Here is a 26,431-nt window from a genome sequence, read left to right on the forward strand (position 1 = left end):
GTATGTCTATTTCATTTCTTTGGGGGAAAAGCAAATGTCTATTTTTACTAAGTTCTCGTTAAAAAATCGGGCAGCCATTGTCATCATGGTGTTCTTGGTGACAGTGCTCGGCGTGTATTCGGGTTCGGGCCTTCCAATGGAGCTGCTGCCAAGCGTTGACGCACCGATGATTACGGTCACCACGTTTGGTGAGGGAATGGATGCTGAAACGGTGACGGAAGATGTGACGAAACCGCTTGAACGTCAATTGAAAAATGGTACTTACCTTGACAGCATGACCTCTTCTACAAGTGAAGGAATCTCCATGATTACGCTGAATTACACGTCAGAAGCTGACATGAAGGAGGCTGCTTCAGAGGCTGAAAAGCTGGTCAATCAAGTTCAGCTGCCGCAAAATACAGGAAAGCCGGTTGTGTCCCAGCTTAACTTCTCTATGATTCCGCTTGCCCAGGTGGCACTTGAATCTGAAGAAGGCTTTTCAAAAGCAGATGAAGATCGAATTGAAGAAGACATTAAAACGAAATTTGAAGACATAGATGGTGTATCAAGCGTCACTTTTTACGGAAAGTCCATTTCGGAGCTTTCGGTCAAAATCGATCCGGAAAAAATGAAAGAAAAGAAAGTGTCCGCCGATCAACTGATGATGGCACTTCAATCTCTAAATGCATCTGTTCCTGCAGGTGAAATCGCAGTGGACGGAAAAGCAAATGCCATCAGGGTGCTCGGAGAAGTAACAGACAAAACGCAAATTGAGAATGCGATACTTGCACCGGAAACAAAAATTAAAGATATTGCGGATGTTTCCATTCGTCAGTTTTACGAGGCAGATGCGAGACTAAATGGAAAAGAAGCACTTGTCTTAGTTATTTTTAAAGAAGCAAGTAAAAACGCTGTTGAAATAGGAAAAGAAGTCGACCGGAAAGCCGAAGAATTAAACGAGATCTATAAAGATGACTTCTCCATCCGCACGGTTCAAAATACAGCAGAGGATGTTGAAGGCGCCGTGCTTGGCATGGCAAAAGAAGTGGCCATTGGGGCAATCGCTGCAACGCTCATCATTCTGCTGTTTTTAAGAAACATCCGAACAACCTTAATCGCGGTAGTCAGTATTCCGCTGTCCATTTTAATTACACTGTTTTTACTTGATCAATCAAACATTACACTAAACATTTTAACCTTGGGAGGATTAGCGGTTGCAGTCGGGCGTTTGGTTGATGACAGCATCGTTGTCATTGAAAATATTTACCGCCGTATTCAGATTGAAAGATTATCAAAAGAAGTCATTTTGAGCGGAACGAAAGAGGTTTCCACTGCTATTACGTCTTCAACGCTTACGACAATCGCGGTCTTCTTGCCTATTGGCCTTGTTGGAGGTTCAATTGGAGAAATCATGACTCCGCTGATTTTGGCGGTCGTCTATTCAATCCTTGCATCTTTGCTTGTCGCATTAACAGTAGTACCGCTGTTAAGTTTTGTACTATTGAAGAAGGTGAAGCAGAAGGAACATCAGCCGTCTGCTAAGTATTTATCGATTTTGAAATGGTCACTGAATCATAAATGGATTGTTTTAGTCGCCGCGTTCATCATTTTTGTGGGATCCATTTTCACCTTCAATTCGATTCCGCAGGCCAGTGTTAACAGTCAGTCTGAATCATTCGTAAATGTTTCATTAACCTATCCGGCAGATTATGATTTAGAAGATGCCAAGGAAAAAGCAGGGGAATTTGAACAGGAATTATTAAAAGAAGATAAGCTCAAGGATTTATTTTTCCAGATGGGCTCTACAGCAGAAGATGCAAAATACGGTCAGGTTTTTTCTGAAAAACAAGCGAATTACTCGGTGATTTTTGATAAAGGAAAAGATGTTGAAGCTTTTTTAGAAAATCTTAAGGAAAAAAATGAAGAATATGCACCGGGGAAAATTGAAGGAACTCAGTTCTCATTTGGAAGCTTTGGCGGAGGAAACGGCATTCAGCTGAACGTGACAGCTTCCAATGAAGAAGACCTTGCAGAAGCAGGAAAGCTTGCTGCAGCAGAACTTGCGAAAATCGAGGGAATCGAAAAAGTCAAAAGCAATTACGAAGAATTCAAAAACGAATGGATTGTCAGTGTGGACCAGGAAAAAGCGGGGGCACTCGGTTTAAGTCCAGTACAAATCGGCCAGCAGGTCCGCGCCATGCTGAATAAAACACCGCTTGGCCAAATCAAAGTCGGCGAAGAGCAGCTTCAAGCTGTTATTGAATACGATGATGTCGACTTCTCAACAACAACACAAGTACTCAATACTTATGTTTCCTCTCCTGTTGCGGGACCTGTCCAACTAAAACAAGTAGCAAAGATTGAAGAACGGGACATCAAAACTCAGGTGTATCATCAGGACGGAAAAGAAACGATACAAATTTCAGGTGAAATCAGTGCAGAGGACTTAAAAACGGCAGGAATGAAAATCGATCAAATGACAAAAGAAATTGACCTCCCGGAAGGTGCATCTGTCTCCATTTCAGGCGCAACTGAATCGATGCAGGACGATTTCACAGATCTCTTTAAAATGATGGGAATCGCTGTATTAGTCGTGTATCTCATCATGGTCATCACCTTCGGCCAGGCAAGAGCGCCATTTGCGATTCTGTTTTCGCTGCCGCTTGCTGCAGTTGGAGGCATTCTGGGACTCGTCATCTCACAGACACCAGTTGACATCAATGCCTTGCTCGGAGCTTTAATGCTGATTGGCATCGTGGTAACAAACGCCATCGTGTTAATCGAACGCGTTCAGCAAAACCGCGAAAAAGGTTTTGACGCCAGAGAAGCGCTATTAGAAGCGGGATCCACACGTTTACGACCAATCATTATGACAGCCGTAACGACTATTGTAGCCTTAACTCCAATGATCTTCAGCGCAACTGAAGCTGCCAGCATGGTCTCAAGAAGTCTGGCTGTTGTCGTTATCGGAGGATTAGTTGTATCTACCGCGCTGACACTTGTCGTTGTGCCGGTTATGTATGAGCTCCTTGCGAAAATGGGAAGAAGACGGAAGAAGAAAAAGGATGTTGTGGAGGAAGTTGGAATTTAAGTATAAAAGAACGCAGAGGTGCGGACTTTTGAGGTGCCCTCTGTTTTTTACAATTGAGATAGAGGATTATTAATAGGAAGGGGAAATCACGATGGCATTAGAAATGAGAACTGCTTGTGAAAAATGTTCCGTAAATCTCCATAACAAATCAGAAGCTTACATCTGCTCGCATGAATGCACGTTCTGTCACACTTGTACGGAAGAAATGGAATTTGTCTGCCTAAACTGCGGGGGAGAACTTGTGAAGCGTCTGAGAAGCGGTAAAGCGGTTTTGAGCTGATTGAAAAACGATATAGAAAAAAACAAAGAACAGTCAATATCTCACTGTTCTTTGTTTTTGCTTGCTGGCATACAAATTGATCGCAAATGATAGTCCAGGGTTTTCATCATCTTCTCGTACGTAAAGACAGAAGGATGAAGGAGATGATGAAGGGCTAGTCCGTCCACAAGTGAATGAAGGCGGTTTGTTTCAGCTTCCATCTCCAGTCCATCCTTTAACATGCCTAGTTTAAACAGCAGCTGCAGGACATGACCCAGTCCATCATGCATTTCGTGGTATACATTTTCACTTAAAGCCCTCAGCTTAGTATCGACGAGCATTTTTACAGAAAAAACGAGCCACACCTCCATTTCAATTCTTCTCTCGTCATCAGCGGGAAGCAGCTCAGAAATCGATTCTTTTACAATGTCCAGCGGATTCCCTTCATAAGACTTAGACAAGGCACGCTGCCTCACCCGTTCTGATACCAGTTTCATGGAAAAGGAAAGCAGCTCAGACTGTGTGGAAAAGTAGTGCCGTAAAGCTCCGACCGAAAGCCCGGCAACACTTGCAATTTTTCTTACCGTTGCCTGCTCAATACCTTCTTCGGCAATGACCTTCCAAGTGGATTCTGCAATTTGTATTTTACGTTTATCATGATCAATTAATTTTGGCATGTTTTTATTATAACACAGTTGTATTATTTAAAACATTTTGCTAATATATGTAATAGTACAGTTGTATTAAATAAGGGGGAGACAGTGTGATTGGCTGGTTAATTATAGGCTGTGAAATTGGATTTTGGGTCTTTGTTTTAGCGGGATTAGTCGCAAGGTATATATTGAAAAAGAAGAAGCTTGGAGCGTTCCTGCTGATTTGTACACCAGTAGTTGATTTGGTGCTGCTGGCGGCAACCGTGCTTGATTTAAAAAACGGCGCGACGGCGACAATGGTACATGGAATTGCAGCCATTTATATCGGAATCAGTATTGCTTTCGGCCATGGGATGATCAAATGGGCAGATCAGCATTTTGCCTACCGGTTTGCAAATGGAGAGAAACCGCCGAAGAAAATCAAATACGGAACCGAGCATGCACGACGAGAAAGAGAAGGATGGTTCCGCCACCTTCTTGCGTGGATAATTGGCGCATCTTTTCTAGGGGCCATTATTCTCTATATCAATAACGGACAGCAGACAGAACAGCTGCTTAAAACACTTCAGCTTTGGACCCTTGTCCTTGGAATTGATTTTCTCATCAGCTTCAGCTACACCTTATTTCCGAAAAAAGGACAGAACGCTGGAAGAGGCATGTAAATGAAAAACGGTCTGCTTTTCTCAAAAGATTAGAGGTATGAAGTATTGCGCTTCTATGTCTAGCTCCATCACTCAAACCCTTGGTCATAACGGCTCCGCCAAAAAAGTCAAACCCGGACTTTTCTGTCGGATCCTTTTATGCCTGGCGGGTCTAAACGGGTGATTCCGCTTTTCTTATTGTCTAGCTCCATCGCCTAACTCCTCGGCCAGAACAAAATCCCCCAAAAAGTCAAACCCGGACTTTTCGGGTGATTTCTTATCTGTCATGCATGCGCTAACCAGGCGATTCCGCTTTTCTTATTGTCCAGCTCCATCACCCAGACCCTCGGTCATAACGGCTCCGCAAAAAAAGTCAAACCCGGACTTTTCTGTCGGATCCTTTTATGCCTGTCGGGCCTAAACGGGTGATTCCGCTTTTCTTTATAGCATGATACAAAATGTCGCAAGCATAGGGATAAGAAAAAGCTTCTAAAAAGGGCTGATCAGTTTGAAGAGAAATCCTTATGTTCCCCTTATTGCAGGAATGAGTCTGATCTTTTTCGTTTTTGTGATTGTCAATACAATTAAGCATGTGAGAGTCTACCTTGTTTACAGCTCGGGTCTTGGTCCGTTTATTATTGGCGGGTTATTGCTTGCAGTGATTTTAGTTTTGATTGTGAAGGGGAGCAGTTATCGTTGAAACAGCAGATCATTAGTTCCTGACTACCTATACATGGGGTTTTTTTATTCGCACAGGTTAAATTAAAAAAGACATATCTATCATTTATTTGGAGGAGAAGGCTGATTTGTTAAAATATGCTGCAGGTTTAGACGCGTTTATACTTGCTCTCCTGTTTTTTTCGGTATTCATATATTGGATTTATATATCTGTTGTTAAAAAAAAATAATAATTAAGTCGATTTTCTAATGTTTTATAAAGAGAAGTATTGATATAGAAGGGATTCATCTTTTTTAAAGCGAATTACTATAAACGAGGATGCAAAAAAGAGATTAAGCAAGGGAGAACAATATGTTTCGAAAAGCTTCTGACAAAGAATTAGTCTATTTCGTAATAGTCATAGGTATATGTACAGGGTTTTATTCTGTCTCACAATGGACACCTTGGTTTTATATTATGGCAATATTCATTTTTTTAACGTGCTTTATTTTTAGAAAACAAACAAAAAAAGATATCTTATTAGACTCTCTTGGCCTTTTACTATTAGTTCTCATCATTACAGTAGGTGAATATGAGATTTGAATTAATAATTATGTTGTATTGTTTAATAAAGGGGAGGCTTTTCTTTTGTTCATAAAAAATCTTAGGGTGTGGTTCAATGTTTGAAACAGAAAGATGCCACGTTACTCTTTTTAAGAGATCGGATTTTGAAGAGGTTAAAGAAGTATTTTTAAATCATGATGTAAGGGTATATTTAGGCGGTATTGTTGAGGAAAAATCAATTGCAGCAGCATTAGATGGAATGAATAATCGCAGGGAAGAATTTTTATATTGGGTGGTTAGAGAAAAAGCTGCGAATCATTTCATGGGCTTGGTTTCTTTAGACCAGCATCATGACGGCGTTGATACAGAGATTTCCTATCAGTTTCTTCCAAAATGGTGGGGGGCTGGTTATGCAGCCGAAGTCGTTCAAGTGATTATCCACTATGCATTAACAGAATTAGGTCTTCCAAAAGTCATTGCTGAAACACAAACTGCTAATACCGCCTCATGCAGGTTATTAGAAAGATTAGGTATGAATTTAGAAAAAACAATCACTCGTTTTGGTGCTGAACAGGCAATTTATTCTATTAAAATAGAAGAAGACTCGACTTACTCAAAAACCTTTGAAAATAAGATTTAAACTAAAAATTAATACAAAAAATGTCAAGACAATGATAACTTCTACCGTGTGTTTTTTCTCTTTTCTCTGCAGTGTTTCTTTGTATATCCCCTGTACCTTTTTCATTTTCTTATCGAATTTCATAAGGATCATCCTCTAATTTCAACTTGTAATATCACAGTATATTCTATACCGATTATATAAGTCTTTTACAAAAGAGAATGATTATATAAAAAAAGACCTAAACAGGTCCAGATTGAAACGAGTTATTCAGATTTCTCATTTTTTGAATTTGAATGGTCCTGCTGTTTAGCGCCCTTACTCGTATAAGGCTTAAAGCTCTTCTTTTTATTGGCACCAGCCTGCCAGCGATTCCAGCCCTTTTTGCCTGTTCCGCCGCCTGTCCCGCCTTTACTGCTCTTCGTTTTAGCTTTGGCTTTACCCATATGATCACTCCATTATGATTGAACGCTAAGTTGCAGCGTGTTTATTTTAAGCATATTATTTATACACTACCACAAACATCAGCTTCTATGTAAAAACCAAAAATAGTTCTAATATTCGGTTTAAGTTTTGAGATTTAAAGCTTCGATCACTGCTCCAGCGTTTTCCCAAGAATCAATTGCAGCTCCTGACGCAAAGGGATGTCCTCCGCCCCCAAACCGCCGGGCGATGTCATCAATCGGAATATTCCTTGAACGAATCCTAACGCGAATTTCATTCGGATATTCAATAAAGAAAACCCAGATTCTAACTCGCGACATCGAAGACAGGACGTTCACAAGATTTGCCGCTTCCGCACGTTCCACCCCGTAAGCAGTCAGTTTCTCCTCCGTTAAATAAATATAGGCAACTCCTTGTTCCGTCAGCTTGAAAGTCCTTAAAATCGCCTCGCGTAACCGAGCAACACCGCTGCTTTTCTTATTCAGCTCATTATGAATCCGCTCAGGCTGAAAATGAAATTTCCTCAATGCCTTTACAGCCTTCAATGTACGCGGTGAAGCAGTGCCATTCAGCAAACGGCCAGTATCCCCAATAATCCCGGTATACAAAGCTCCGGCTGCTTCTTTGTTCATTTGGAAAACATCAGGATATTCCATAAATAAATCAACCAGCATCTCACTTGCAGAGCTATACGAAGGATCCCCCCAAGAAAGATCACCATATGGTTCAAGATCAGGATGATGATCGATTTTTATAAGCATGGCACCTTTAGAAAATCGCTGGTCGCAAATACGTGAAGTTTCGGCCGTGTCACATACAATGACTAAAGCTTCTTTATATGCTTCATCTGGGATGAGGTCCATCTTATTGATGAAGAGAAGACTTTTTTCATCGGTGCCGGGTGCGTAAACGTTTTTGTCAGGGAAGGAATGCTTAAGCGTTCTTTGCAAACCTGCCTGAGATCCCATGGCGTCGAGATCTGGGTGGATGTGGCGGTGGATAATGATGGTGGAGTGCTTTAGTATAGCATTTACTATTCCTTTTTGTACTGTTACCAAGTCATCATCTCCTTTAAACCTTCATAAGCCCCTTACTTTTTTAATCCATCTCTTTCTTAATGGCATCCACATATTGTTTTGCACCAAGCAAAGACAAGCCCAAATCATCACGTACCGCTTTTACTGCACGAACATCTTTCCCTTCATGCAATAGCTTTCGTACATCATCATCTACTGGATTGACCTGCACATCTCCGTTAATGGAAAGCTGATCAATCTTAACTTTCATACTTTTAATCTGATTTTCAAGTGCTTTAATTCTGCTGGAAGTGACCATGTAGATGAAAAGCAAGATCAAAATGATTATGGCGTATTCCATTGATATCCCTCCTATATCATATATCCATATCTAATACTATTACTTCTTGGTATGGATTATCAAATTTAGTAAAGTCTATTTTTATTTTATTCCTAATATAGTAGAATTTTACTTATCTATTATTAATTCAGGTCGTCAGGAGATTTTATATGATCATCGAAGAAAAATTGATCGTTAACTCAGATAAAGGGAATTTATTAAATGAACTATCACGCTCCATTCTAGAATGTGAACGGTTTTATTTCAGTGTAGCATTTATCAATTTTAGCGGTCTCCAGCTTTTACTAGATTCTTTTAAAGAAGCAGAAAAGCGAGGAATTAAAGGGAAGATCATTACCTCTACATATCTCAATTTTACGGAAGCAAAGGCCCTTCGGAAAATAAAGGACTTTGAACATATCGATTTAAAGGTATTTGTGACAGACAAGGAAATCGGGTTTCATACGAAGGCTTATATTTTTGAATATGTTGATCATTATAAGGTATTCATTGGATCTTCTAACTTAACGCAAAGTGCATTAAAAAGTAATATTGAGTGGAATGTTAAAATCATGACAAAAGAGGATACTCTTTTTATTAAAGAGGTGCTAAGTGAATACAATCAGCTTTGGGAGAGAAGTGCGGAGGCAGATGAAGACTTTCTTAAAAGATATGAAGATTTTCTAAGTAAGCTGACTGCTATTACAACGAAACAGAATCTTATCTATGAAAATTCCGACTATATTATTCCGAATAGAATGCAGAAAAGAGCGATGGAAAATCTCGAAAGGTTACGTTCTTTTGGAGAAAGCAAAGCTTTAGTTATTGCCGCAACAGGTACAGGGAAAACGTATATGTCAGCTTTCGATGTGAAACATTTCAGACCTCGCAGGCTGCTTTTTATTGTACATAGAGAAGAAATTTTGAAAAAAGCAAAGGAAACGTTTGAAAAACTGATCGTGAATGAAGCGAAAACGTTTGGTTTGTTAACAGGAAATCACAAGCAGAAGGATGCAGATTATGTGTTTACAACCATTCAGACGCTTTCTAGGTGCTATCAAGAATTTAGAAAAGACGAATTCGACTACATTATTTTTGACGAAGCCCACCACGCAACAAGTCCAAGCTATGAGGCAGTCCTAAATTATTTCGAGCCAGACTTCACATTAGGAATGACTGCTACGCCTGAACGATGTGACAACCATAATGTCTTTGAATTATTTGATAATAATGTAGCAATTGAAGTGCGATTGCATGAAGCGTTAGATGATGAGCTGATTATCCCATTTCATTACTTTGGCATTACGGATATAGCTGGAATTGATCTAAGTGATGTCGATATTGATAATATTGCTGAGGTTACGAAACGCTTAAAAGTAAATGAAAGAGTAGACTTCATTATTGAAAAAATGAATTTCTACGGCCACGATGGGAAAAAGAGAAAGTGTCTGGGCTTTTGTGCAAGCGTAGATCACGCACATTACATGGCGGAGGAATTTAATAAAAGAGGCTATAACAGTGTAGCATTGTCGGGAGAGAATTCCGTTGACCAGCGCTCATACTTTATGAAGCGATTAGAGGACGACGAAGATGCGTTAGAAATTATTTTCACCGTGGATATTTTTAATGAAGGTGTCGATATCCCATCGGTTAATTCCGTGTTAATGCTTCGACCTACAAACAGCCCGATTGTTTTCATACAACAACTCGGACGGGGATTGCGGAAACACGAAAGCAAGAGCTTCCTAACAGTTCTTGATTTTATCGGAAATCACAATAAAGCATTTTTAATTGCGCTTGCCTTAAACGGAAGCAGGTATTATGACAAAGAAAGTTTAAAGGTTGCAATTGCAACAGATTTTGCTAATATTCCTGGGTGTACTCATATTCAGATGGATCGGATTTCACAGGAACGGATTCTCGAACAGATCGATAACGAGAATTTTAACTCTATGAAATATTTGAAAGAAGAGTACTTCGAGTTTAAGAAAATGAACCAAGGTCATATTCCATATTTATTACTGGATTATTTAATGTTTGATGGGGCACCTGATCCGATTAAATTTATTCAAAAGGAAAAAACGTATTTAAAGTTCCTGAGTAAAGTTGAGAAGGATGATGATCTCAAGGGTTTGCTGAGTAATGAAGCATTCGAAAGTGCCTTAAAAGAACTATCTGATATGCTCCCATTAAAGAGAGTTTATGAATTTGTGATCATAAAATATTTAATGGAAAATGAGATGATTTCTATAGAACGTGCGAAGGTTGAGATATTAAAATATGTGACAGAGGTCCATGAAGATAGTGTCTATCATGCGTTTGAATGCATAAATCATGATTACTTTGACAGCGTTCAAAAAAAGAGTAAATTGAAACTGGGCGATTTAGAACAAGGAATACTTCGGAAAACAGTAGGTTTTTCAAGAGTGTTGAAAAATCCTGAGTACAAAAGATTTATAGAGGATATCGTGAATTATGGTATTTTCCGATATGAAAAGGAATTTAAGAATACAGACTATGGATTGCCACACTTTAAGCTTTATGAACAATATCAAATGATCGATGCAGCGCTCCTATCCAACTATCGAAAAATTCATAGCGCATTTAGAGGCTCAGGATTACTGACAAATGGGAACGATTATTTCCTCTTTATCGATTTACACAAAGAAGAGAATATCAAAGAAAGTATCAACTATCAGGATAAACTCATCAATGAATACACATTCCAATGGCAGACCCCAAACAGTACAAGCCAAAGCTCTGAACGTGGGAAGAATATAATATTCAATAAAGCTAGAGGTATTCAGCTTCATTTGTTCCTAAGAAAATATAAAGAAATTGATGGAAAAGTAGAACCCTATATTTATATAGGAAAGGGAGACGTATTTGAATACGAGGGAGAAAAACCAATAACCGTTCAAATTCAATTAGAACACGAACTTCCTGCATCTCTTTATACAGAATTCGTTGTAAAAGTATAGTCTTCTCAACCTGAGAAGACTATTTTTTCATTTATTAACGCTTCAACCGCTGGAATATCAGCTGGTGCCCAATTCAATGAAGCAAGATTTTCACGCTTTAGCCAAATCAATTTAGAATGCTCACTTGGTGCAGGAGATCCTTCTTTAATGCGAGCTTTAATACATAAAAGAGTAATAATAAATGTTTCATATTCATGTGTATGTTCATGAAATAAATAATCGGTAACAATCGTACATCCCAATTCCTCATCGATCTCTCGAATCAAAGCAGAATAGATATCTTCGTCCTTTTCTACCTTTCCTCCAGGGAACTCCCACATGTTCGGAATAGCCATCTCCGGAGATCTTAACGCGCAGAGGATTTCGTTTTGATCGTTTTCGATGATTGCTGCGACAACTTTTAGTGATTTTTTCAAGGTGGAATCCTCCCTAAATAATTTCAACTATATTTTATCATAGTGAGACAGTGGAAAAAGATTTTTCTCTTATTCTCTTATCCTGTAAAATAGGGATTAATTAGAAAAAACTATAATGAAGGAGTTTTCTCATGCCAACCTACAACAAACTAGTCCGAGATCGCATCCCGGAAGTAATTGAACGTACAGGAAAATCATTTCAAACAACAATCTTATCTCAAGAAGAATACATAAAAGAACTAAAAAAGAAAAGCTATGAAGAACTTGAAGAATATATGGAAGCTGAAAATAATGAAGAAGCTTTGGAGGAGCTTGCAGATCTGCTTGAGATTCTCCATGCATTCGCGGCTGTTCATGGTTCGTCGATTGATAAAGTAGAAGAAATTCGCAAGAAGAAAGCTGAAAAACGTGGGGGATTTCAGGAACGAATTTTCTTAGTAGATGTTGAAGATTGAGTAAGGTCCAGTTACTAACAAATCAACTTGTAGAGCGACTGATAGAAAAAATGGAAACGGCTGATACCATTTATATCTTAACATCATTTGTCATGAAATCTGGCGTCGATCTATTAGAGATCCCATTGCGGAAATCTGCTGAAAGGAACGCCGACATCAAAATCTGTACAGGAGACTATTTGTACATTACTCAACCTAAAGCCGTCGAGAAGCTTGCTGCAATCCATCCATCAATTGAAGTTCGGATGTGGAAAAGCAAAGGGGTTAGCTTTCATCCAAAAGCCTACTTATTTGAAGATGAGAGAAATGGTACATCTATAATTGGATCCTCTAATCTTTCAAGATCTGCATTAACAAAGGGATATGAATGGAACGTTGAAATAGATGAAGAGTCTGATGGGGACTTATTTTTAACCGCTGCGCAGACGTTTCTTGAAGTTTTCCATCATGAACAGACAATTGCTTTAAATGAAGTAACAGCAAAATTGTATAAGTCAGAATATGAAAACTTCCATGCGAAAACGACTCAACTCGTGAAAAAGTGGACTACATTAGAAGAGCAGGATATAATGTTTCCTGTTCCGGGGGACAAAACAGATATTGTTAAGGATCCTCCTGCATTTTACGGAACAATTCAACCACGATTTGCACAAATTGAAGCATTGGAAGAATTAAATACTGCATATGAATCTGGATACGATTCTGCAATGGTGGTGATGGCCACTGGCTTGGGGAAAACATACTTAGCTGGATTTTTTGCAGAGAAGTTTCCAAGAATTTTATTTATTGCTCATTTAGAAGAAATTCTTTATCAGGCAAAGGAATCTTTTGAAAAGATTATACAAAATCGATCTCTTGGAATCTATAATGGCAAAATAAAAGATTCAAATGCTTCTATTGTTTTTGCTTCTATTCAGACTTTAAGCAGAAAAAAGCATTTGGAAGTGTTTGATGCGCATGATTTTGATTTGATCATTGTCGATGAATTTCATCATGCCGCTGCTGCTTCCTATCGAAAAGTGATCAATTATTTTAAGCCTGCTTTTTTACTCGGAATAACAGCAACTCCAAATCGCAATGATAATCGTGATGTGTACGATCTCTGTAAAGGAAATGTAGCGTATAAAATTGATTTTCTTGAAGCGATTGAAAAGAATTGGCTGTCTGCATTCAAGTATGTAGGTGTATACGATGATACAGATTACTCCAGGATTTCTTGGCTGGGTACAAGATATGATGAAGAAGAGCTTTTGGCCGCACAGCTCAGACAAGGGATGGCAGATAAAATAATAGAGGCCTGGGAGACTCATAAACAGTCTCGGACGATAGTCTTTTGTTCTTCTATTCGACAAGCTGACTTTTTATCACAGGCTTTTACAGATAGAGGCTACAGAACAGTAAGCTTGCATTCGCAGTATAAAGGACTGAATAGGAATTTCATCATAGAGCAACTTGATCGAGGGGAACTGGATGCGATTTTCACAGTGAACCTTTTCAATGAAGGGGTCGATATTCCGTCTGTCGACACTCTTTTATTTGTCAGACCGACAGAATCATTGACCGTGTTTACACAGCAAATAGGACGGGGACTAAGGCTTCATCCTGATAAAGAAAAATGTGTCATTATCGATTTAATCGGAAACTATCGAAATGCAGACCTTAAGCTTAGTTTGTTAAGGGTTCCTGTGGCAGATCAGAAAAAATCAGGTGTTTTGCCAACGTTGCCTGCAAATTGTGTGCTTGATTTAGAGATGAAAGTCATTGATTTGCTGAATGAAATGATTAAGAAAAAGCAGCCGCGAAAAGAGATGCTGCTGGCTAATTACAATAGGGTAAAAGAAGAACTTGGGAAAAGGCCTTTGTATTTGGAGCTTCATTTAAAGGGAGCAGAGCCAGCTTCGGCCTATAAAAGTGAATTTAAATCTTACCCAGCTTTCTTAAATTGGGCAGATGAGCTCCATGCAAATGAAAGAAGAGTTTTTGAAGCATATAAGGATTGGTTTGCTGAAGTTGAGAAGACAGGTATGACGAAGAGCTATAAAATGATCGTGCTTCTCTATATGCTTAACAAAGGTCCTGAAAACTGGCTGAAGCCAGTTACACCGGAAGAGGCGGCGCCATTTTTCTTTAAGTATATGACCGAAAAAGAGTATAGAAGAAACATTGATTTTTCAGGAAAAGCAGCCATGGAAATGTGGAACGGAGATTTGAATAAAGTAGCCAAACTCATAAGAGATATGCCGATGACTATGTGGAGCGGGAGTTCGAATGGTTTGGTTATCTTTAATGAAGGGGAATTCTCTTTTAATCTTTCAGTGAATGAAAAAGATGCGGTGCAATTGTATCGATGGACCAAAGAAATCTGTGAGTATCGTTTGCATCATTATTTTGAGAGAAAAGAGAATCAAATTGTAAAAAAAGGATAAATCTTTGGGATTTATCCTTTTTTGATAACTAAAATGGGGTAACCTTAGACCAGTCACATACTTCTATAGTAAATGTCTAGTGAAATAAATTAATTATATCTGGGAATAAGAAATTATCTTTGAGATGCTCTAAAACCAGCTTTTTCTGCTTCTTCTGGAGAACAGAACCACTGTATATCATCCTGTGTTTTATCATAGTAGGCACCACCAGGCATATGATAAATTTTAGAGTTCATATTTCCCTTTATTTGTCCTTTGCAAGATAAATTAGATTCTTTATCATCACTTGGGTCATTTACAAATGCTTCTCCATTACCACTTGTTCCAGTACTTTGTTTTGAGGTTTGAGTCTTTCGCTCGGCTTCTTGTTTGGCAGCAGCTTGCTCTTGAGCTTTTCGCTCAGCTTCTTGTTTGACAGCAGCTTGCTCTTGAGCTTTGCGTTCAGCTTCTTGTTTGGCAGCAGCTTGCTCTTGAGCTTTGCGTTCAGCTTCTTGTTTGGCAGCAGCTTGTTCTTGAGCTTTTCGCTCGGCTTCTTGTTTGGCAGCAGCTTGCTCTTGAGCTTCACGTTCAGCTTCTTTTTTATCTGCTTCTTCTTGAACTTTAAGTTTTTCGTCTTCTTTATCCTTTTCTACAAGGGCAATTTGTTTGTTCTTTTTATCTTCTGCCGCAGCAAGCATTTCTGTAGATTTTTCTTTCGTTTTTGTAGGTTCAGCAACTTGAGCTTCACCTAAAAATCCAACCATAAAGAAACAAATGAAAAATAAGTAGATGTATGTATATAGGACTTTTCTTCTTGTTTGGAAGTGAACCATAGGTAATACTAATCTTGGTTTAATCAGGCCGACAATTAGAGCAAGAATACTAATGAAAACTCCTGTCGCCGCTATATTAGATATTATTTCTGATTCAGGTAAGATAAAACTTAAAAGTAACAAAATTAGAAAAGTATAAAAAAGTGACGCAAGAAACATTTTCCATCCAGTTCTTGAACGGTAACCAATTATTTTTCTACCACGATTAATAATAAAACCCCCGATTTTTTATTGTAATAGTATTTCTTTTCCATCTCTCTTTATATAGAAAAAGAGTACAAATCACTTTTTTATTATAAAGGGAAAATCTTATTTTGTAACAGAAAATTCCTTTTTATATTTTTTTCGTGGTATAAAACAAATAAGGATATGAAATAACTTCATATCCAAAAGGTGATATTTTATTTGATACATTATTCAATCATCCGGATTCAAAATCGCCAATACCTCATGATCCTCCCACTTCCCATTAATCTTCACATTCTTTCTCGCAAGTCCTTCTTTATGAAATCCTGCTTTCTCAAGTACACGAATAGATCCAATGTTGTGAGGCATGACGCCGGCTTCGATGCGGTGGAGTTTGAGTTCTTCGAAGGCATACTTGACTATGAGTTTGACCGCTTGGGTTGTGTAGCCTTTTCCGTTGTGATCCTTATCCAGGAAGTAGCCTAGGACAGCACTTTGGAGAGAGTACCGCATGACTTGGAAGAGACTGATGGTGCCGAGTAAGCGATTGTCCTCATTCAGGAAGATGCCGAATTGATATTCGGTGTCTTCTTTGCTTTTTTGTTCGTATTCTTGGATCAAGCTGCGCTGAGTTTCCATGGTGTAGAAATCAGGTGTGCGGATCATGGAGAATTGTTCAAAGAACTCGCGGTTTTTGAGCTGGAGCTGAAGTCTTTCTTCTGCATCCTCCACTGTAAAAGGTCTTATATGTATGGTTTCATTTTTAATCATTTAATCATCCCCTTCCCTCTTAATTGTATCGAAATATAAAGGATATACAAGATAGAAGGTGGAATATGATGGATGGAAATCGTTTTAAAGGTTAGGAAGTGATTGACATAAATGTCGAGATAAGAAGACCAAGAATGGAAGACATAGAAGAACTGAATCAATTTTTCAGTAAAGTTATTAGGGATACGTTTGATAGGGAAGGATTATCGGGACTGCTTGATGATATAAAAGATGAAATTGAAAGCAAGAAACAATACTTAAAAACGGACTTGGATAGCAACGGGGAAAATCGGTATTTTTTAATCGCATTATATGAAAATGAGATAGTTGGTTCAATCGAATATGGTCCTGTTAGTGAACTGATTACTACTTGCACAGAGGGAGCGTATAGAGAAGATATCGAGGTAGGTACCGTTTTTGTTCATCCCGATTACCAAAGACGAGGTTTAGGGACTTTGCTTCTAAATTTAATGATTCTTACTTTGCAGAATAGAGGAATCAACGATTTTTGTCTGGATAGTGGATATAAAAATGCTCAGAACGTCTGGACGAAGAAGTTTGGAGAACCTGATTATTTGCTGAAGGATTATTGGTGTGCGGGAAGTGACCATATGATATGGAAAAGAACCACGAATGATAGATCCCTGTTATTTCATTTAAATGCCATTTCTTAGTCGGATTAATTTGTAGCAAATTTATAAAATCTTAACAAGGAAAATAGTGGACAAGCAAGAATAATAGGGAGGGAGGTGGCATCCATGAACTATTATTTTGAAACACATGAGCGAACGGAAATCCTGGACAGTTTAACAGAAGACCAGCGTTCGTATCTGCTTGATCAAATGAAACGCGGAAAACGGACTCTTTTTTCAAATGAGCTAGCCAGGAGCAAAGGGACCTATCGGGGTTCTGATCAAGAACTGGATCGGGAAATTCAGGAGTGGGAATTTATTGAACTCCTGGACGGTGGTCTTGGAAATCGTCCGTATCGGTGTGAGTGTGGAATGCCACTGAGGTATCAGTACATTGTGAAGAATACAGAGACAGGAGAAATCAAGAAGTTCGGAAAAGATCATTTTGAATTTCATACCGGAATTCCTGCATCTGTTGTGAAAGACATCATAAAGGGATTTACGCAGATTGATTTTGAACTGGATGAGATTTTATATAAAGTTTTGAATGGCTGGGATTCTATGATCCTCACATTGGCCAAAGAATTTGAAATCGATCTTCCGCAGGAAATTCAAGATCATATTTTTCTAAAATTGCCATTGTTAGATAGGCAGATTAGCAGATTGTCCCGGATGGTTTATAAAGAAAAGCAAGAACTCAATAAGAAACGACAGCTGCAGCAGCTTGAGGAAATGAGAAGAAGTAAGCAGACAACAGGAATGGTCAAAACAAATGCTCCCGCTGTCAATACCATCCTTAGAGCAGAACCGAAAAAGATAAGTGTCATCCCTAATTTGCGTTCTCCTTTAGGAGATAAGGTTCATCAGTTCATCATTCAATTAATAGAAACTGCTGGAACGATAAGTGTGCTTGAGGTCTGTGAAGAAATGAATGAGATTAGCCATGATTTCAAAGGGTATTACGATTCTGGGAAACCGAAGGCATTTGGTTATGTCGCCATGGTGCTGGATCAGCTGGTTGATCAGGGAGCCTGCAGGTTAGACAGCAAGACGTTTGAGGATCGGTGGTATTCTGTTCGATAAGTGCTATGGTTTGGATAAAGGAAGCTTAAGAAAATTAAATGGGACAGGGTGACGAAAATGAACCAGCCACATGCGTTCGGGACGTTTCTTAAAAAGAAGAATCTTATTTTTCGCGAGTCTGCTTATCTGCAATGGGGAGAGAGTGAACAATCGATCGGCAGCTTTTTGCTTTTAAATCCGGGAAGTGCGAGTGATCATGCTGTAAGCCAGTTGAATGATGGAGAAAAAGTGAAAACACAGATTTCCTTAGATCCTACGATGAGACAAGTGACCAAATTGATTGAAACCTTTTATGATGATGAGCAGCTAAACGGAAGAGTCAATTTGTATAACTTATTTACTTTGCAAAATACAAGAGACAGTGAAGCAATTGCTCAAATTGAGTATTGGGCTGGAAGAGGAATTGTTCTTCAATCTGATATGGAAGTTTCATTGAGTGAGCTGAAAAAGAATCCCTGGATTTGTATGGGGTGGGGAGTCAAAAATAATCATACATACAGTTTTTTGAAGCAGCTTAAAAGAAGCTGGCTTGATCAAATAAAACTAGCTGGCATTCCTTCATTTGGAAAGAAGAATAGTAATGGAGATTTTTATCATGTCTGCCCTCTTGTCAGTACGCAAAGAGAAAAAATGATAGAAGAACTTCATCAATTATACTTGCAGGAAATAAAAGTTTCTAATTCCTCTCCGAAAATTGAATTTACCGCGGCTGCTACTCGGCCCAACATCTATCTCGGCCCCTTTTATACTTATCGGGATGAGGATTATGGCTGGACGATTTCAAGGGATAATCCAGAACAGGTGATTCAAATTTTTTCACAGTTAAGTATACGAAAAGGCTTTAAACTAAGAGCCTATCAATATTCAGCTGGAGGAAATGGGAATTCTGTTGTGTGGGCCATTCCACATGAGCGAGAATTGCCGCCTCCAGAAGAATGTATGTATTCAGATGAGCAAAGTATGGAGCATCCTAAACCGGATTTTGCCTGTGAAAATGTCATGCATGCAGTGGATGGGGATTATTCGCCGCTTTCTTATTTGCAGGCAGCCATCGCGTACCATGAACTCGGTGAATTTGGAGCGATGTGGCATGGGTGCTATTGGAGTGCAGAGGATATATTGCCTTTAGATGAGTATGAATACAAAGAAGCGGAGAGTGTAAAAGACTATTTATATACACTAGACGATTGGAGCGAATTTAAAACAATCCCAACCTCGCTGCGTCCTGCTTTCTTCTATAAGAATGACAGACCGACAATCGTTTTTTATACAAAGAATGATATAGGCATGATTAAACTGAGCCGGTACACACATACATTTGAGAAAGAAAGCTATGTCCAAAAAGTAGATTGTGAGGATCTTGCTTTTGCCGGATTGGGGATTATATTTTAAGGCGAAAGGGACATGATGCAGTTTCATGTCTCTTATTTTATTTCAATAAATGATATGAATGGTACAAAGTGAAAGGAGATTATGTGAATTTCATACTATTAAAACTCTCTTTGTTGAAAAAACTGTGAAATTTGATTCATTCAAAATCATATTTCCTAGTGCTAAGATAGAATTGGAAATATATGAGAAGAGAGGAGCGGTTGTTTCTGAATGCAGTCTATGAAGCTGACACTCTGATTTCTGCGATGGAAAACCGTGCAAACCAATATAAAGATTTAAGAGAACAACTGCTGGTTTTAAAAAAGACGTTCAAGGGAATCGCGAATTCCGGCGATGAGTTTCAAGGAGAAGGCGCAAACGCGATAAAGAGTTTTTACGAAGAACAGGCGTCAATCGTTAATGAATGGCTCACATTCATTGACATGCAGATTGCGTTTTTGCGTGGAGTTGCAGCTGAAGCTGAGGAGTTTAAATTATCAGGTCATACATATGTGGACATGGATTTTTTGGAAAGTGATTTATTAAATGGGTATAGGAGATCAAAGGACTTGGTCTCTGATCAGAAACAGGACTTAGACAACATTTTGCGGAGCATTGATGACCTCGTCAGTCTCCAGCCTTTTCAAACTCACACATTCGATACCCACATAGACAAGGCAGAAAAAGAACGCAAGACAACGATTGACAAAGTCAATGAACTTACGGAAAAATTGACCTATGAATATCAGCAATCCGAAGCAGTACAAGAGCACATAAGAAACCGGTTCGAAGCATTGAACAATGCAACCAGTCGAGGCGGACAGGCATCTCCAATCTATTTTGATGCAAAAGCCTACTATAATAGCGCAGCTTATAAAATGAAAGACAGCGTGCAGCATCAGGCAAAATCCTATCTTTCTTTTAAAAAGGAACAGTCTGAAAGAAGGAATATCGAGAAGCTGCAGAAAGAGCTGGAGGCGCCGAATCTATCATTAGATGAGTATTTAAAGATAGCGGAGGATCTTGGGGAAGAGAATTTGACAGCTGAGCAGAGGGAGATAGTTGGTTTAATAAAAGCTAATAAACAGCAGGGCCAAATTTTAAAAGGTGTCGGAGCTGGTTTGTGGGATTTCACGAAGGACACAGCTACGGGATTATGGAATATTCTAATGACGCCTCCTGAAAAGGTTCTCTATGATATGGGATTAGCAGTCATTAACTATGATGAAACCTATGCTCAAATCAGTGGAGCGATAGCGAGTTCCTATGAACGTGATATGGTAAACGGAAACGATTTTACAAGAGCACGGTGGGTCACTTATGCTATTGCTACCGTTGGAACCTCTATCATCGGCACAAAAGGTGTTGAGAAAGTAGGCAAAGCTGGTTTTGCCGCTGGGAAAAACACTGTAATGAATGTGAAAGAGGCTGCTTCGAATAAGTTAAATCAGGTAAATAATACTAGCTCTTTTACACCTGGTTATGGGTTCGCTTGGGGATTTGAGGGAGTTCCTTATAATGTCGTTGATTCGTTGGGTTTGAGGGATCGGTTGATGGCAAAAGCTGCGGACACTTATAAATTGTTTAAGGGTACGGGAAAATATCAAGTTGGAGCATATAAAGATATTAAAGGAGTAGAAGGACTTGATGCCCATCATGCAGGACAGAAGTCAGCAATGAAGAAATTAGTAGATAATTATGATTTAAATACTGCACCTGCAATTAATGTTCCAAAGGTGGGGCACACCATTAAAGGACCTAATGGAATAGTTTCAAGAAGTACAAAAGGAATAGATAATCCTAGACAGTTATTGGCAAGAGATATTAGGGAACTTAGAAGAGTCTATGATGACATACCGAATTCTGCTTTAAAAGAACTTATTGAATTAAACAAAAAAATGTATCCAGAAATGAGGAAATAAAATGAATGATATTTTTGTTAAATCACTTTATGAATCTATCGTTAAAGAGAACCTTCAACTATACAAAGACTTGTATGAAACAACGAATGTTACTTCTAAAACAGATGATTATTGGGAAAAAGCTATTGGTTTTTACGATAGTTTAACTGACGAAAATAAAGATACATTAATGAAGATAATTGAACAAACTATGATTGATACTATTTCAAACATGCTAGGAGTAATTGATGGAAGTTCGACTTTAAAAGATTGTTCGTTAGAACCTAAATTACTGCTCGATTCTATTGATACGGAAGGAGAACTGCAAGATTCGTTTTTAGAATTCATAGAAGAAAGAGATAGTAACAGCTAATTGGATTTTTTTTACAGAGGCCTTCATAAAGAGCACAGTTAAAATATATAAATAGTTTAAATGAATTCAATTACCTTGATTGGCTAAATGCTTTTCAAGGTTTTTTATTTTAATTTATATTAAATCAGCTGATATTTGAGTGAGAAAATAAGAAAATGATTTGTTTGAGAATCGAGAGCTCATGAAGGTAGTACCATCATGGAGTTTGGTTTTAATACTAGGATAGTGTGACAAGTACGATAATTAGGCGAGATGACATTTTACATGGCAGGGGTAGTATGACATGGAATGGCTAAAAAACTAACGAGAATGACAAAGCTAGTGCCGAATGCACCACATATTATTTACAGTATAGAGATAAACCTTGTAAGCCCTATAGGATATTTTAACAAAATCTAAAGTACGTACAACAACCTTTAAAACGTATGCCTATTTAATGTATTCTACCTCAAGAAATTAATCATAAAATCATCATTTACCACCATTTTATTCTCCAATACGATACCTTTGTTTTCTCCCTGCCTTTAAAATTTTTTCGCAACTTATACGTACAAAAGAACGATTACATTATTGAGAGGCTACTCCACCTCGATTAACTCCTGAATGTCGATGTCTATAGATAAAGAAGCTAATAACTTTGAAGAATGGTTAAAACAGTTGCCGACTTTTTTGAGCTGATAAATAAAAAACCTTGATTGGCTAAATGCTTTTCAAGGTTTTTTTGTGATGGACTACCCAGTGCCGAATAAACTGAAATACTGGGGAATAACCAATAGGAGCCGTAAGCTATTTTCTTTATAGAACTAACGGGTGCTTACCTACAATAATTTAAGGAAAATGAATGCTCAGACCTTTTATAAGGCTCTGAGCTTTTTGTGTGCTAATTTTTCTGCTAAATTACCTACTAATTATGTGGTGATTTCTTTGTTATTTCCTTCTGCGAAAAATACTGCTAATTGCTATTTTGTACTTCAAAACCGAACCCGTTACAGTTAACCTAGACGGTGTTTTTAATAGTTGTTTAATATCTCTGTATTGTGAATTACAACATTGCTTAAATCGAATAACAATAAAATCGTTTAAAATTTAAGTCTCATTCCACAATTGCGCCCGATTGCTTAATATAACCTATTAATTATTATTGCTTTTTTAATAGCATTCTGTTCCCTTTATAGAGAGATCTTTTAAAACTACAGAGCCACTATATTTCTTATCCTCCCGTTTAGTTCTTTAGTTAAAAAAATCTTTTTTATATCGAACAGCTAGATAGATTCCTGAAGCGAGGAATGCAAGAGAATATTTAAATAAGATGAAAATTTGCCACATATATTCTTTCGGGAAAATCATGTCGCACAAAATTACTACCCATAACATAATGAGGGCACTTTTTAAGGATATTTGCATTGTTCTTTCGTCAGCTTTACCCATTTTTTTTTGAAATACGTATGTGAGAATCCCTCCGACTAAAAGCAATACAAAACCGCTACCAATGAGGATATTCCAATTTCCCGGAGATTGTTCAGCCCAGGACCTTAAAGAGTGAAAAATTGCGTCATGGATATCTGAGATAAAATTAATTTTCATTTTGATCATTTCCTTTCACATAAGTAAAAATATCGTTTACATCAACATTAAAAAATTCGGCAATTCGAAACGCTAACAGCAGAGTCGGAACATAATTTCCTTTTTCCATTACGAAGATGGTTTGTTTGGAAACCCCGACCTTCTCTGCTAATTCTTGCTGAGACATTCTGGCAAGTACACGATATTCATAAACCTTATTTGATATGGAATCACCAAAATCTTTCTTCACGACCATCACCTCTTGAATCAAATTATAAACTAAATTTTACAAAAAGCAAAGTAAACTTATACAAAATTATAAAATAACTTTGTTTTCGCTTAGATTAATTTGATTTAACAAAAGCCAGAATGCAGCTATAACGCAACGGGGGGCAGGCACAGGGGGGATGGAAGGAAGAATTAATCCCGTTTTATAGTATAGGTAATGGTGACTACTTTTGCCTTCTTTCTAATGAGTGTCCAAACACAGGAGTTTACTATTATTAACATGAAGAAACTAGTATAGATAAAGAAGCTAATAACTTTGAAGAATGGTTAAAACAGTTGCCGACTTTTTTGAGCTGATAAATAAAAAACCTTGATTGGCTAAATGCCTTTCAAGGTTTTTTTGCCGCTGGGAAAAACACTGTAATGAATGTGAAAGAGGCTGCTTCGAATAAGTTAAATCAAGTAAATAATACTAGCTTTGTTACACCTAGGTATGGGTTCGCTTGGGAATTTGAGGGAGTTCCTTTTAATGTTGTTGATTCGAATAATCTTAAAAATCAATTGATGACAAAAGCTGCTGCATATTCTTTCAAAGATGATCATGGCAAAATAAAAACCATTAATCTTAGGATGGGGCATTTGAAAAATGATGTTCATCCAATAACGAAAGTACCATATGATTATGACGGATTTCCTATTTTTGAAGTGAAATATACTTTATACTTAGATAAAAAAGATTTTATGAAAGATCGAACACCTCAATTTAAGATTCTAAATAAGCGACTATATAACCAAGTAACTAATAATCCTAATTTAATTAAAGAACTTAAATTAGATGAAGATGACTTAATAGATTTAAAAGCAGGTAAGACTCCTGAGAAGTATACTTGGCATCATCATCAAAAACCAGGAAGAATGGAACTTGTAGATAGTGAGATCCATTCAAAAACTGGACATACATGGTGGACAAAAAATATGGGGTAAAGACTCTGAGTAAGGAGAAATGACATGCAAAAAATAGATTGGCATAAAAGAAAAACCTTTAAAAAAGCTTCAGAGCAAGAAATCGCTTCTGTCGAAGAAATATTGTCTATTAATTTTCCTATAGATTATAGAGGCTTTATTAAGGAGCATAATGGTTGTTCACCATTAGATAAAGACGTGGTTAACATTAACTCATTTAGAGAGACCCTTAATTACTTATTAAGTTTTGGGGATGATAACAGGCCTATTGATATGTTGAGAACTTATGAAAATATTAAAGATAGACTTATAGATAATGTTATTCCATTTGCTAATGATCCAGGGGGCAATATGTTCTGTTTTGATTTTAGAGAACAAAAACATGAACCTGCTATTGTTTTTTGAGACCATGAAGAAGCTTATGAAAATCCTAATGGAGCTTTAACATATGTGTGCTCGGGTTTTACAGAACTAATCAATTCATTACAATCATTCAAAGAGGAAGATTAATTTTCGAATCATTGTTCCATGTTTATTGAAAGAAACCACATACAAAAAGACGATTCTCATTCAAAAAGAATGTTATCGTCTTGTTTAATGATTATAAAAAACTAGAGTCTGTCTTCCCTAATGATGAATACGTTCCTTTCAAAAGATTATGCAAAATATAAGAATAATAATAGAGAAAGTTAGAAAATATACCTATAGGCATTGAGGATAACCGATTGTTGGTGTTCATTGAAATGAAAGTGGAAAGTATTCCGTACAATCATCCATTTTCAATCCAGCACTGTTTATCCCTCAACCAATGCTAAATAATATTTAACTTTACCGTTATCCTTAACAATAAGAATATCATCTCGTTCTTTAGCCGTGAAAATTTTTGAACCTTTTTGCAGCTTGGTAGCCATTCCATCTTTAAATTCATTTAAATGTTCTGAATAGCTTTCAGTAATCTCACCAAGTTGTTTTTCCTTCGACAATTTTAGGTCATTTACCCAATCCACATCTGTTTTATATACAATGTTATTCCATTGGAAAAGATCTGCGTTTTTTTCAAGTGCAAGTATTTCTGATGCATCTGGATTCTTAGAAGAGACAATCTTTGTTTCTGAATCTGCACAGCCTGATGCGTAAATCGAAAGTAATAACAATAGCATAATAAATAATTTCTTCATTTTTCACCTCCAATTAGTAAGTCGTTTTTGATTGGAATATAGTTACATATTTTAAGTGTGGTAAAAAAATAGGGCTGATGCACATCATGCATCAGCCCTATTTATAATGGAACCTACTTCACCTGTGCCTTCGTTTTCTCTTTCTTTTTCATAAACATATTCTGTCTTTTCTTCATCGACTTTGTCAAATATCCGCCTTTAAATGATCTGATCTCATAGGACATCATGAAAGCAGTTGGTTCTCTTTCTTGGATAATATCCAGCAGTTCCTCTTCACGTGACCGTTTTGAAACGATGTCTAAGCGGAAGCGGGTTGAGTTGATGCCTTGGCCTTCGAATGAAGTAACCCCAAACCCGGCATTGCGCAAGTCATTGACGAGCTCCGTATTTCTTTCTGGAATGTTTGCCTGATACGTAATATATCCGATGGCCAGTTTCTTTTCCAATAATCCGCCGAGCAGCAGTCCAACGCTGAACCCAACGACGTAAGCAATAATGTTATAAAAGTTTGATAGATCTTGAAAGACGATCCCTAAGCTGATGATGTAAATAATCGCTTCCAATAATCCAACACCAGCTGCTGACGTTGTTTGGTTTTTAACAAGAAGGATCGTTCTTATTGTAAGGACCGGTACATAAATAAGCTGCAATAAAAAGATTAGTAGCGCTTGAAGCAACATGGATAAAACTCCTTCTTCCCGACATAGGGAAAGTTTAACATATTTCGTATTTATTACGAAGTAATTCATGAATTTACCAAAGATAAAATATGATATATGATAAACTTGCAATAGAAACGACCAGAGAGGGAGCTAATATTACAAGCAA

26 protein-coding genes and 1 pseudogene are annotated in these 26,431 nt (G+C 37.7%); 16 read left to right on the forward strand and 11 right to left on the reverse strand.

What is annotated here, in order from left to right; genetic code table 11:
• Nucleotides 1-34: 34 nt before the first annotated feature.
• Both CYJ36_RS01395 and CYJ36_RS01400 read left to right on the forward strand, forming a co-directional pair.
• Nucleotides 35-3,070 (forward strand): efflux RND transporter permease subunit, encoded by a 3,036-nt coding sequence (locus CYJ36_RS01395; RefSeq protein WP_101564105.1) that lies wholly within the window; start codon nt 35-37, stop codon nt 3,068-3,070.
• 103 nt (nt 3,071-3,173) lie between these two features.
• Nucleotides 3,174-3,350, forward strand: a complete 177-nt coding sequence (locus tag CYJ36_RS01400; protein WP_308315263.1) for a DUF1272 domain-containing protein — start codon at nt 3,174-3,176, stop codon at nt 3,348-3,350.
• Nucleotides 3,351-3,391: 41 nt separating this feature from the next.
• On the opposite strand, the gene CYJ36_RS01405 is transcribed toward CYJ36_RS01400, so the two are convergent.
• Entirely contained in the window at nt 3,392-4,006 is a 615-nt protein-coding gene (locus CYJ36_RS01405; RefSeq protein ID WP_101564109.1) for a TetR/AcrR family transcriptional regulator, read from the reverse strand.
• Between the two features lie 86 nt (nt 4,007-4,092).
• Here CYJ36_RS01405 and CYJ36_RS01410 point away from each other — a divergent pair, with 86 nt between their 5' ends.
• From CYJ36_RS01410 to CYJ36_RS01425, 3 genes are all read left to right on the forward strand, one after another.
• Nucleotides 4,093-4,644 carry a hypothetical protein gene (locus CYJ36_RS01410; RefSeq protein ID WP_101564111.1) on the forward strand — a complete coding sequence of 184 codons (552 nt, stop codon included), beginning with the start codon at nt 4,093-4,095 and terminating at the stop codon, nt 4,642-4,644.
• 487 nt (nt 4,645-5,131) lie between these two features.
• Nucleotides 5,132-5,323, forward strand: coding sequence for a hypothetical protein (locus tag CYJ36_RS01415; RefSeq protein ID WP_101564113.1), 192 nt, complete (start codon nt 5,132-5,134; stop codon nt 5,321-5,323).
• A 637-nt stretch (nt 5,324-5,960) separates the two neighbouring features.
• Nucleotides 5,961-6,485 (forward strand): GNAT family N-acetyltransferase, encoded by a 525-nt coding sequence (locus CYJ36_RS01425; RefSeq protein ID WP_101564117.1) that lies wholly within the window; start codon nt 5,961-5,963, stop codon nt 6,483-6,485.
• A gap of 245 nt (nt 6,486-6,730) precedes the next feature.
• On the opposite strand, the gene CYJ36_RS01430 is transcribed toward CYJ36_RS01425, so the two are convergent.
• From CYJ36_RS01430 to CYJ36_RS01440, 3 genes are all read right to left on the reverse strand, one after another.
• Nucleotides 6,731-6,910: a DUF3934 family protein gene (locus CYJ36_RS01430; RefSeq protein ID WP_101564119.1), complete on the reverse strand. Its 180-nt coding sequence runs from the start codon at nt 6,908-6,910 to the stop codon at nt 6,731-6,733.
• Between the two features lie 120 nt (nt 6,911-7,030).
• Nucleotides 7,031-7,966, reverse strand: coding sequence for a DHH family phosphoesterase (locus CYJ36_RS01435; protein ID WP_101564121.1), 936 nt, complete (start codon nt 7,964-7,966; stop codon nt 7,031-7,033).
• A 40-nt stretch (nt 7,967-8,006) separates the two neighbouring features.
• Entirely contained in the window at nt 8,007-8,285 is a 279-nt protein-coding gene (locus CYJ36_RS01440; protein ID WP_101564123.1) for a hypothetical protein, read from the reverse strand.
• 149 nt (nt 8,286-8,434) lie between these two features.
• On the opposite strand from CYJ36_RS01440, the gene CYJ36_RS01445 reads away from it, so the two are divergent.
• The gene (locus CYJ36_RS01445; RefSeq protein WP_101564125.1) at nt 8,435-11,245 is read left to right on the forward strand and encodes a DEAD/DEAH box helicase; all 2,811 of its coding nucleotides are present in this window, start codon (nt 8,435-8,437) and stop codon (nt 11,243-11,245) included.
• A 5-nt stretch (nt 11,246-11,250) separates the two neighbouring features.
• Here the strand turns inward: CYJ36_RS01445 and CYJ36_RS01450 are convergent, their stop codons facing one another.
• The gene (locus CYJ36_RS01450) at nt 11,251-11,661 is read right to left on the reverse strand and encodes a (deoxy)nucleoside triphosphate pyrophosphohydrolase (RefSeq protein WP_101564127.1); all 411 of its coding nucleotides are present in this window, start codon (nt 11,659-11,661) and stop codon (nt 11,251-11,253) included.
• 131 nt (nt 11,662-11,792) lie between these two features.
• On the opposite strand from CYJ36_RS01450, the gene CYJ36_RS01455 reads away from it, so the two are divergent.
• Together CYJ36_RS01455 and CYJ36_RS01460 are read left to right on the forward strand one after the other, a co-directional pair.
• Nucleotides 11,793-12,116: a nucleoside triphosphate pyrophosphohydrolase gene (locus tag CYJ36_RS01455; RefSeq protein ID WP_101564129.1), complete on the forward strand. Its 324-nt coding sequence runs from the start codon at nt 11,793-11,795 to the stop codon at nt 12,114-12,116.
• A gap of 50 nt (nt 12,117-12,166) precedes the next feature.
• Nucleotides 12,167-14,542, forward strand: coding sequence for a DEAD/DEAH box helicase family protein (locus CYJ36_RS01460; RefSeq protein WP_257962360.1), 2,376 nt, complete (start codon nt 12,167-12,169; stop codon nt 14,540-14,542).
• 113 nt (nt 14,543-14,655) lie between these two features.
• On the opposite strand, the gene CYJ36_RS01465 is transcribed toward CYJ36_RS01460, so the two are convergent.
• Together CYJ36_RS01465 and CYJ36_RS01470 are read right to left on the reverse strand one after the other, a co-directional pair.
• Nucleotides 14,656-15,513: a sunset domain-containing protein gene (locus CYJ36_RS01465; RefSeq protein WP_101564133.1), complete on the reverse strand. Its 858-nt coding sequence runs from the start codon at nt 15,511-15,513 to the stop codon at nt 14,656-14,658.
• A 258-nt stretch (nt 15,514-15,771) separates the two neighbouring features.
• Complete coding sequence (locus CYJ36_RS01470) at nt 15,772-16,311, reverse strand: GNAT family N-acetyltransferase (protein ID WP_101564135.1); 540 nt, start codon at nt 16,309-16,311, stop codon at nt 15,772-15,774.
• Nucleotides 16,312-16,445: 134 nt separating this feature from the next.
• Between CYJ36_RS01470 and CYJ36_RS01475 the strand changes: the two genes are divergently transcribed.
• The 5 genes from CYJ36_RS01475 (at nt 16,446) to CYJ36_RS01495 (ending at nt 21,671) form a co-directional block, all read left to right on the forward strand.
• Entirely contained in the window at nt 16,446-16,985 is a 540-nt protein-coding gene (locus CYJ36_RS01475) for a GNAT family N-acetyltransferase (RefSeq protein ID WP_180849999.1), read from the forward strand.
• Nucleotides 16,986-17,069: 84 nt separating this feature from the next.
• Complete coding sequence (locus tag CYJ36_RS01480) at nt 17,070-18,026, forward strand: DUF3895 domain-containing protein (RefSeq protein WP_101564137.1); 957 nt, start codon at nt 17,070-17,072, stop codon at nt 18,024-18,026.
• A gap of 57 nt (nt 18,027-18,083) precedes the next feature.
• Complete coding sequence (locus CYJ36_RS24215; protein ID WP_257962361.1) at nt 18,084-19,418, forward strand: hypothetical protein; 1,335 nt, start codon at nt 18,084-18,086, stop codon at nt 19,416-19,418.
• A gap of 200 nt (nt 19,419-19,618) precedes the next feature.
• Nucleotides 19,619-21,319: a ribonuclease YeeF family protein gene (locus tag CYJ36_RS01490; protein WP_180850001.1), complete on the forward strand. Its 1,701-nt coding sequence runs from the start codon at nt 19,619-19,621 to the stop codon at nt 21,317-21,319.
• A 1-nt stretch (nt 21,320) separates the two neighbouring features.
• On the forward strand, nt 21,321-21,671 hold the full coding sequence (locus tag CYJ36_RS01495) for a transposase (protein WP_101564140.1): 351 nt from the start codon (nt 21,321-21,323) through the stop codon (nt 21,669-21,671).
• A 1,230-nt stretch (nt 21,672-22,901) separates the two neighbouring features.
• Here the strand turns inward: CYJ36_RS01495 and CYJ36_RS01500 are convergent.
• Together CYJ36_RS01500 and CYJ36_RS01505 are read right to left on the reverse strand one after the other, a co-directional pair.
• Nucleotides 22,902-23,255 carry a DUF2178 domain-containing protein gene (locus CYJ36_RS01500; RefSeq protein WP_101564142.1) on the reverse strand — a complete coding sequence of 118 codons (354 nt, stop codon included), beginning with the start codon at nt 23,253-23,255 and terminating at the stop codon, nt 22,902-22,904.
• Nucleotides 23,245-23,490 carry a helix-turn-helix transcriptional regulator gene (locus CYJ36_RS01505; RefSeq protein WP_101564144.1) on the reverse strand — a complete coding sequence of 82 codons (246 nt, stop codon included), beginning with the start codon at nt 23,488-23,490 and terminating at the stop codon, nt 23,245-23,247. The genes CYJ36_RS01500 and CYJ36_RS01505 overlap by 11 nt, the downstream gene beginning before the upstream one ends.
• Nucleotides 23,491-23,633: 143 nt before the next feature.
• Here CYJ36_RS01505 and CYJ36_RS24605 point away from each other — a divergent pair.
• From CYJ36_RS24605 to CYJ36_RS01520, 3 genes and pseudogenes are all read left to right on the forward strand, one after another.
• Nucleotides 23,634-23,819 (forward strand): annotated as a pseudogene (locus CYJ36_RS24605) (SMI1/KNR4 family protein); the annotation flags it as partial.
• 66 nt (nt 23,820-23,885) lie between these two features.
• Nucleotides 23,886-24,446: an HNH endonuclease gene (locus CYJ36_RS01515; protein WP_257962362.1), complete on the forward strand. Its 561-nt coding sequence runs from the start codon at nt 23,886-23,888 to the stop codon at nt 24,444-24,446.
• A gap of 24 nt (nt 24,447-24,470) precedes the next feature.
• Complete coding sequence (locus CYJ36_RS01520; RefSeq protein WP_257962363.1) at nt 24,471-24,830, forward strand: SMI1/KNR4 family protein; 360 nt, start codon at nt 24,471-24,473, stop codon at nt 24,828-24,830.
• Between the two features lie 389 nt (nt 24,831-25,219).
• Here CYJ36_RS01520 and CYJ36_RS01525 read toward each other — a convergent pair whose 3' ends face one another.
• Nucleotides 25,220-25,603 carry a hypothetical protein gene (locus CYJ36_RS01525; RefSeq protein ID WP_101564146.1) on the reverse strand — a complete coding sequence of 128 codons (384 nt, stop codon included), beginning with the start codon at nt 25,601-25,603 and terminating at the stop codon, nt 25,220-25,222.
• Nucleotides 25,604-25,716: 113 nt separating this feature from the next.
• Nucleotides 25,717-26,280 (reverse strand): DUF2179 domain-containing protein, encoded by a 564-nt coding sequence (locus CYJ36_RS01530; protein WP_101565591.1) that lies wholly within the window; start codon nt 26,278-26,280, stop codon nt 25,717-25,719.
• Nucleotides 26,281-26,431 lie beyond the last annotated feature (151 nt).

This window comes from Bacillus sp. UMB0893, from assembly GCF_002858905.1.
Classification (GTDB): Bacteria; Bacillota; Bacilli; order Bacillales; family Bacillaceae; genus Bacillus_P.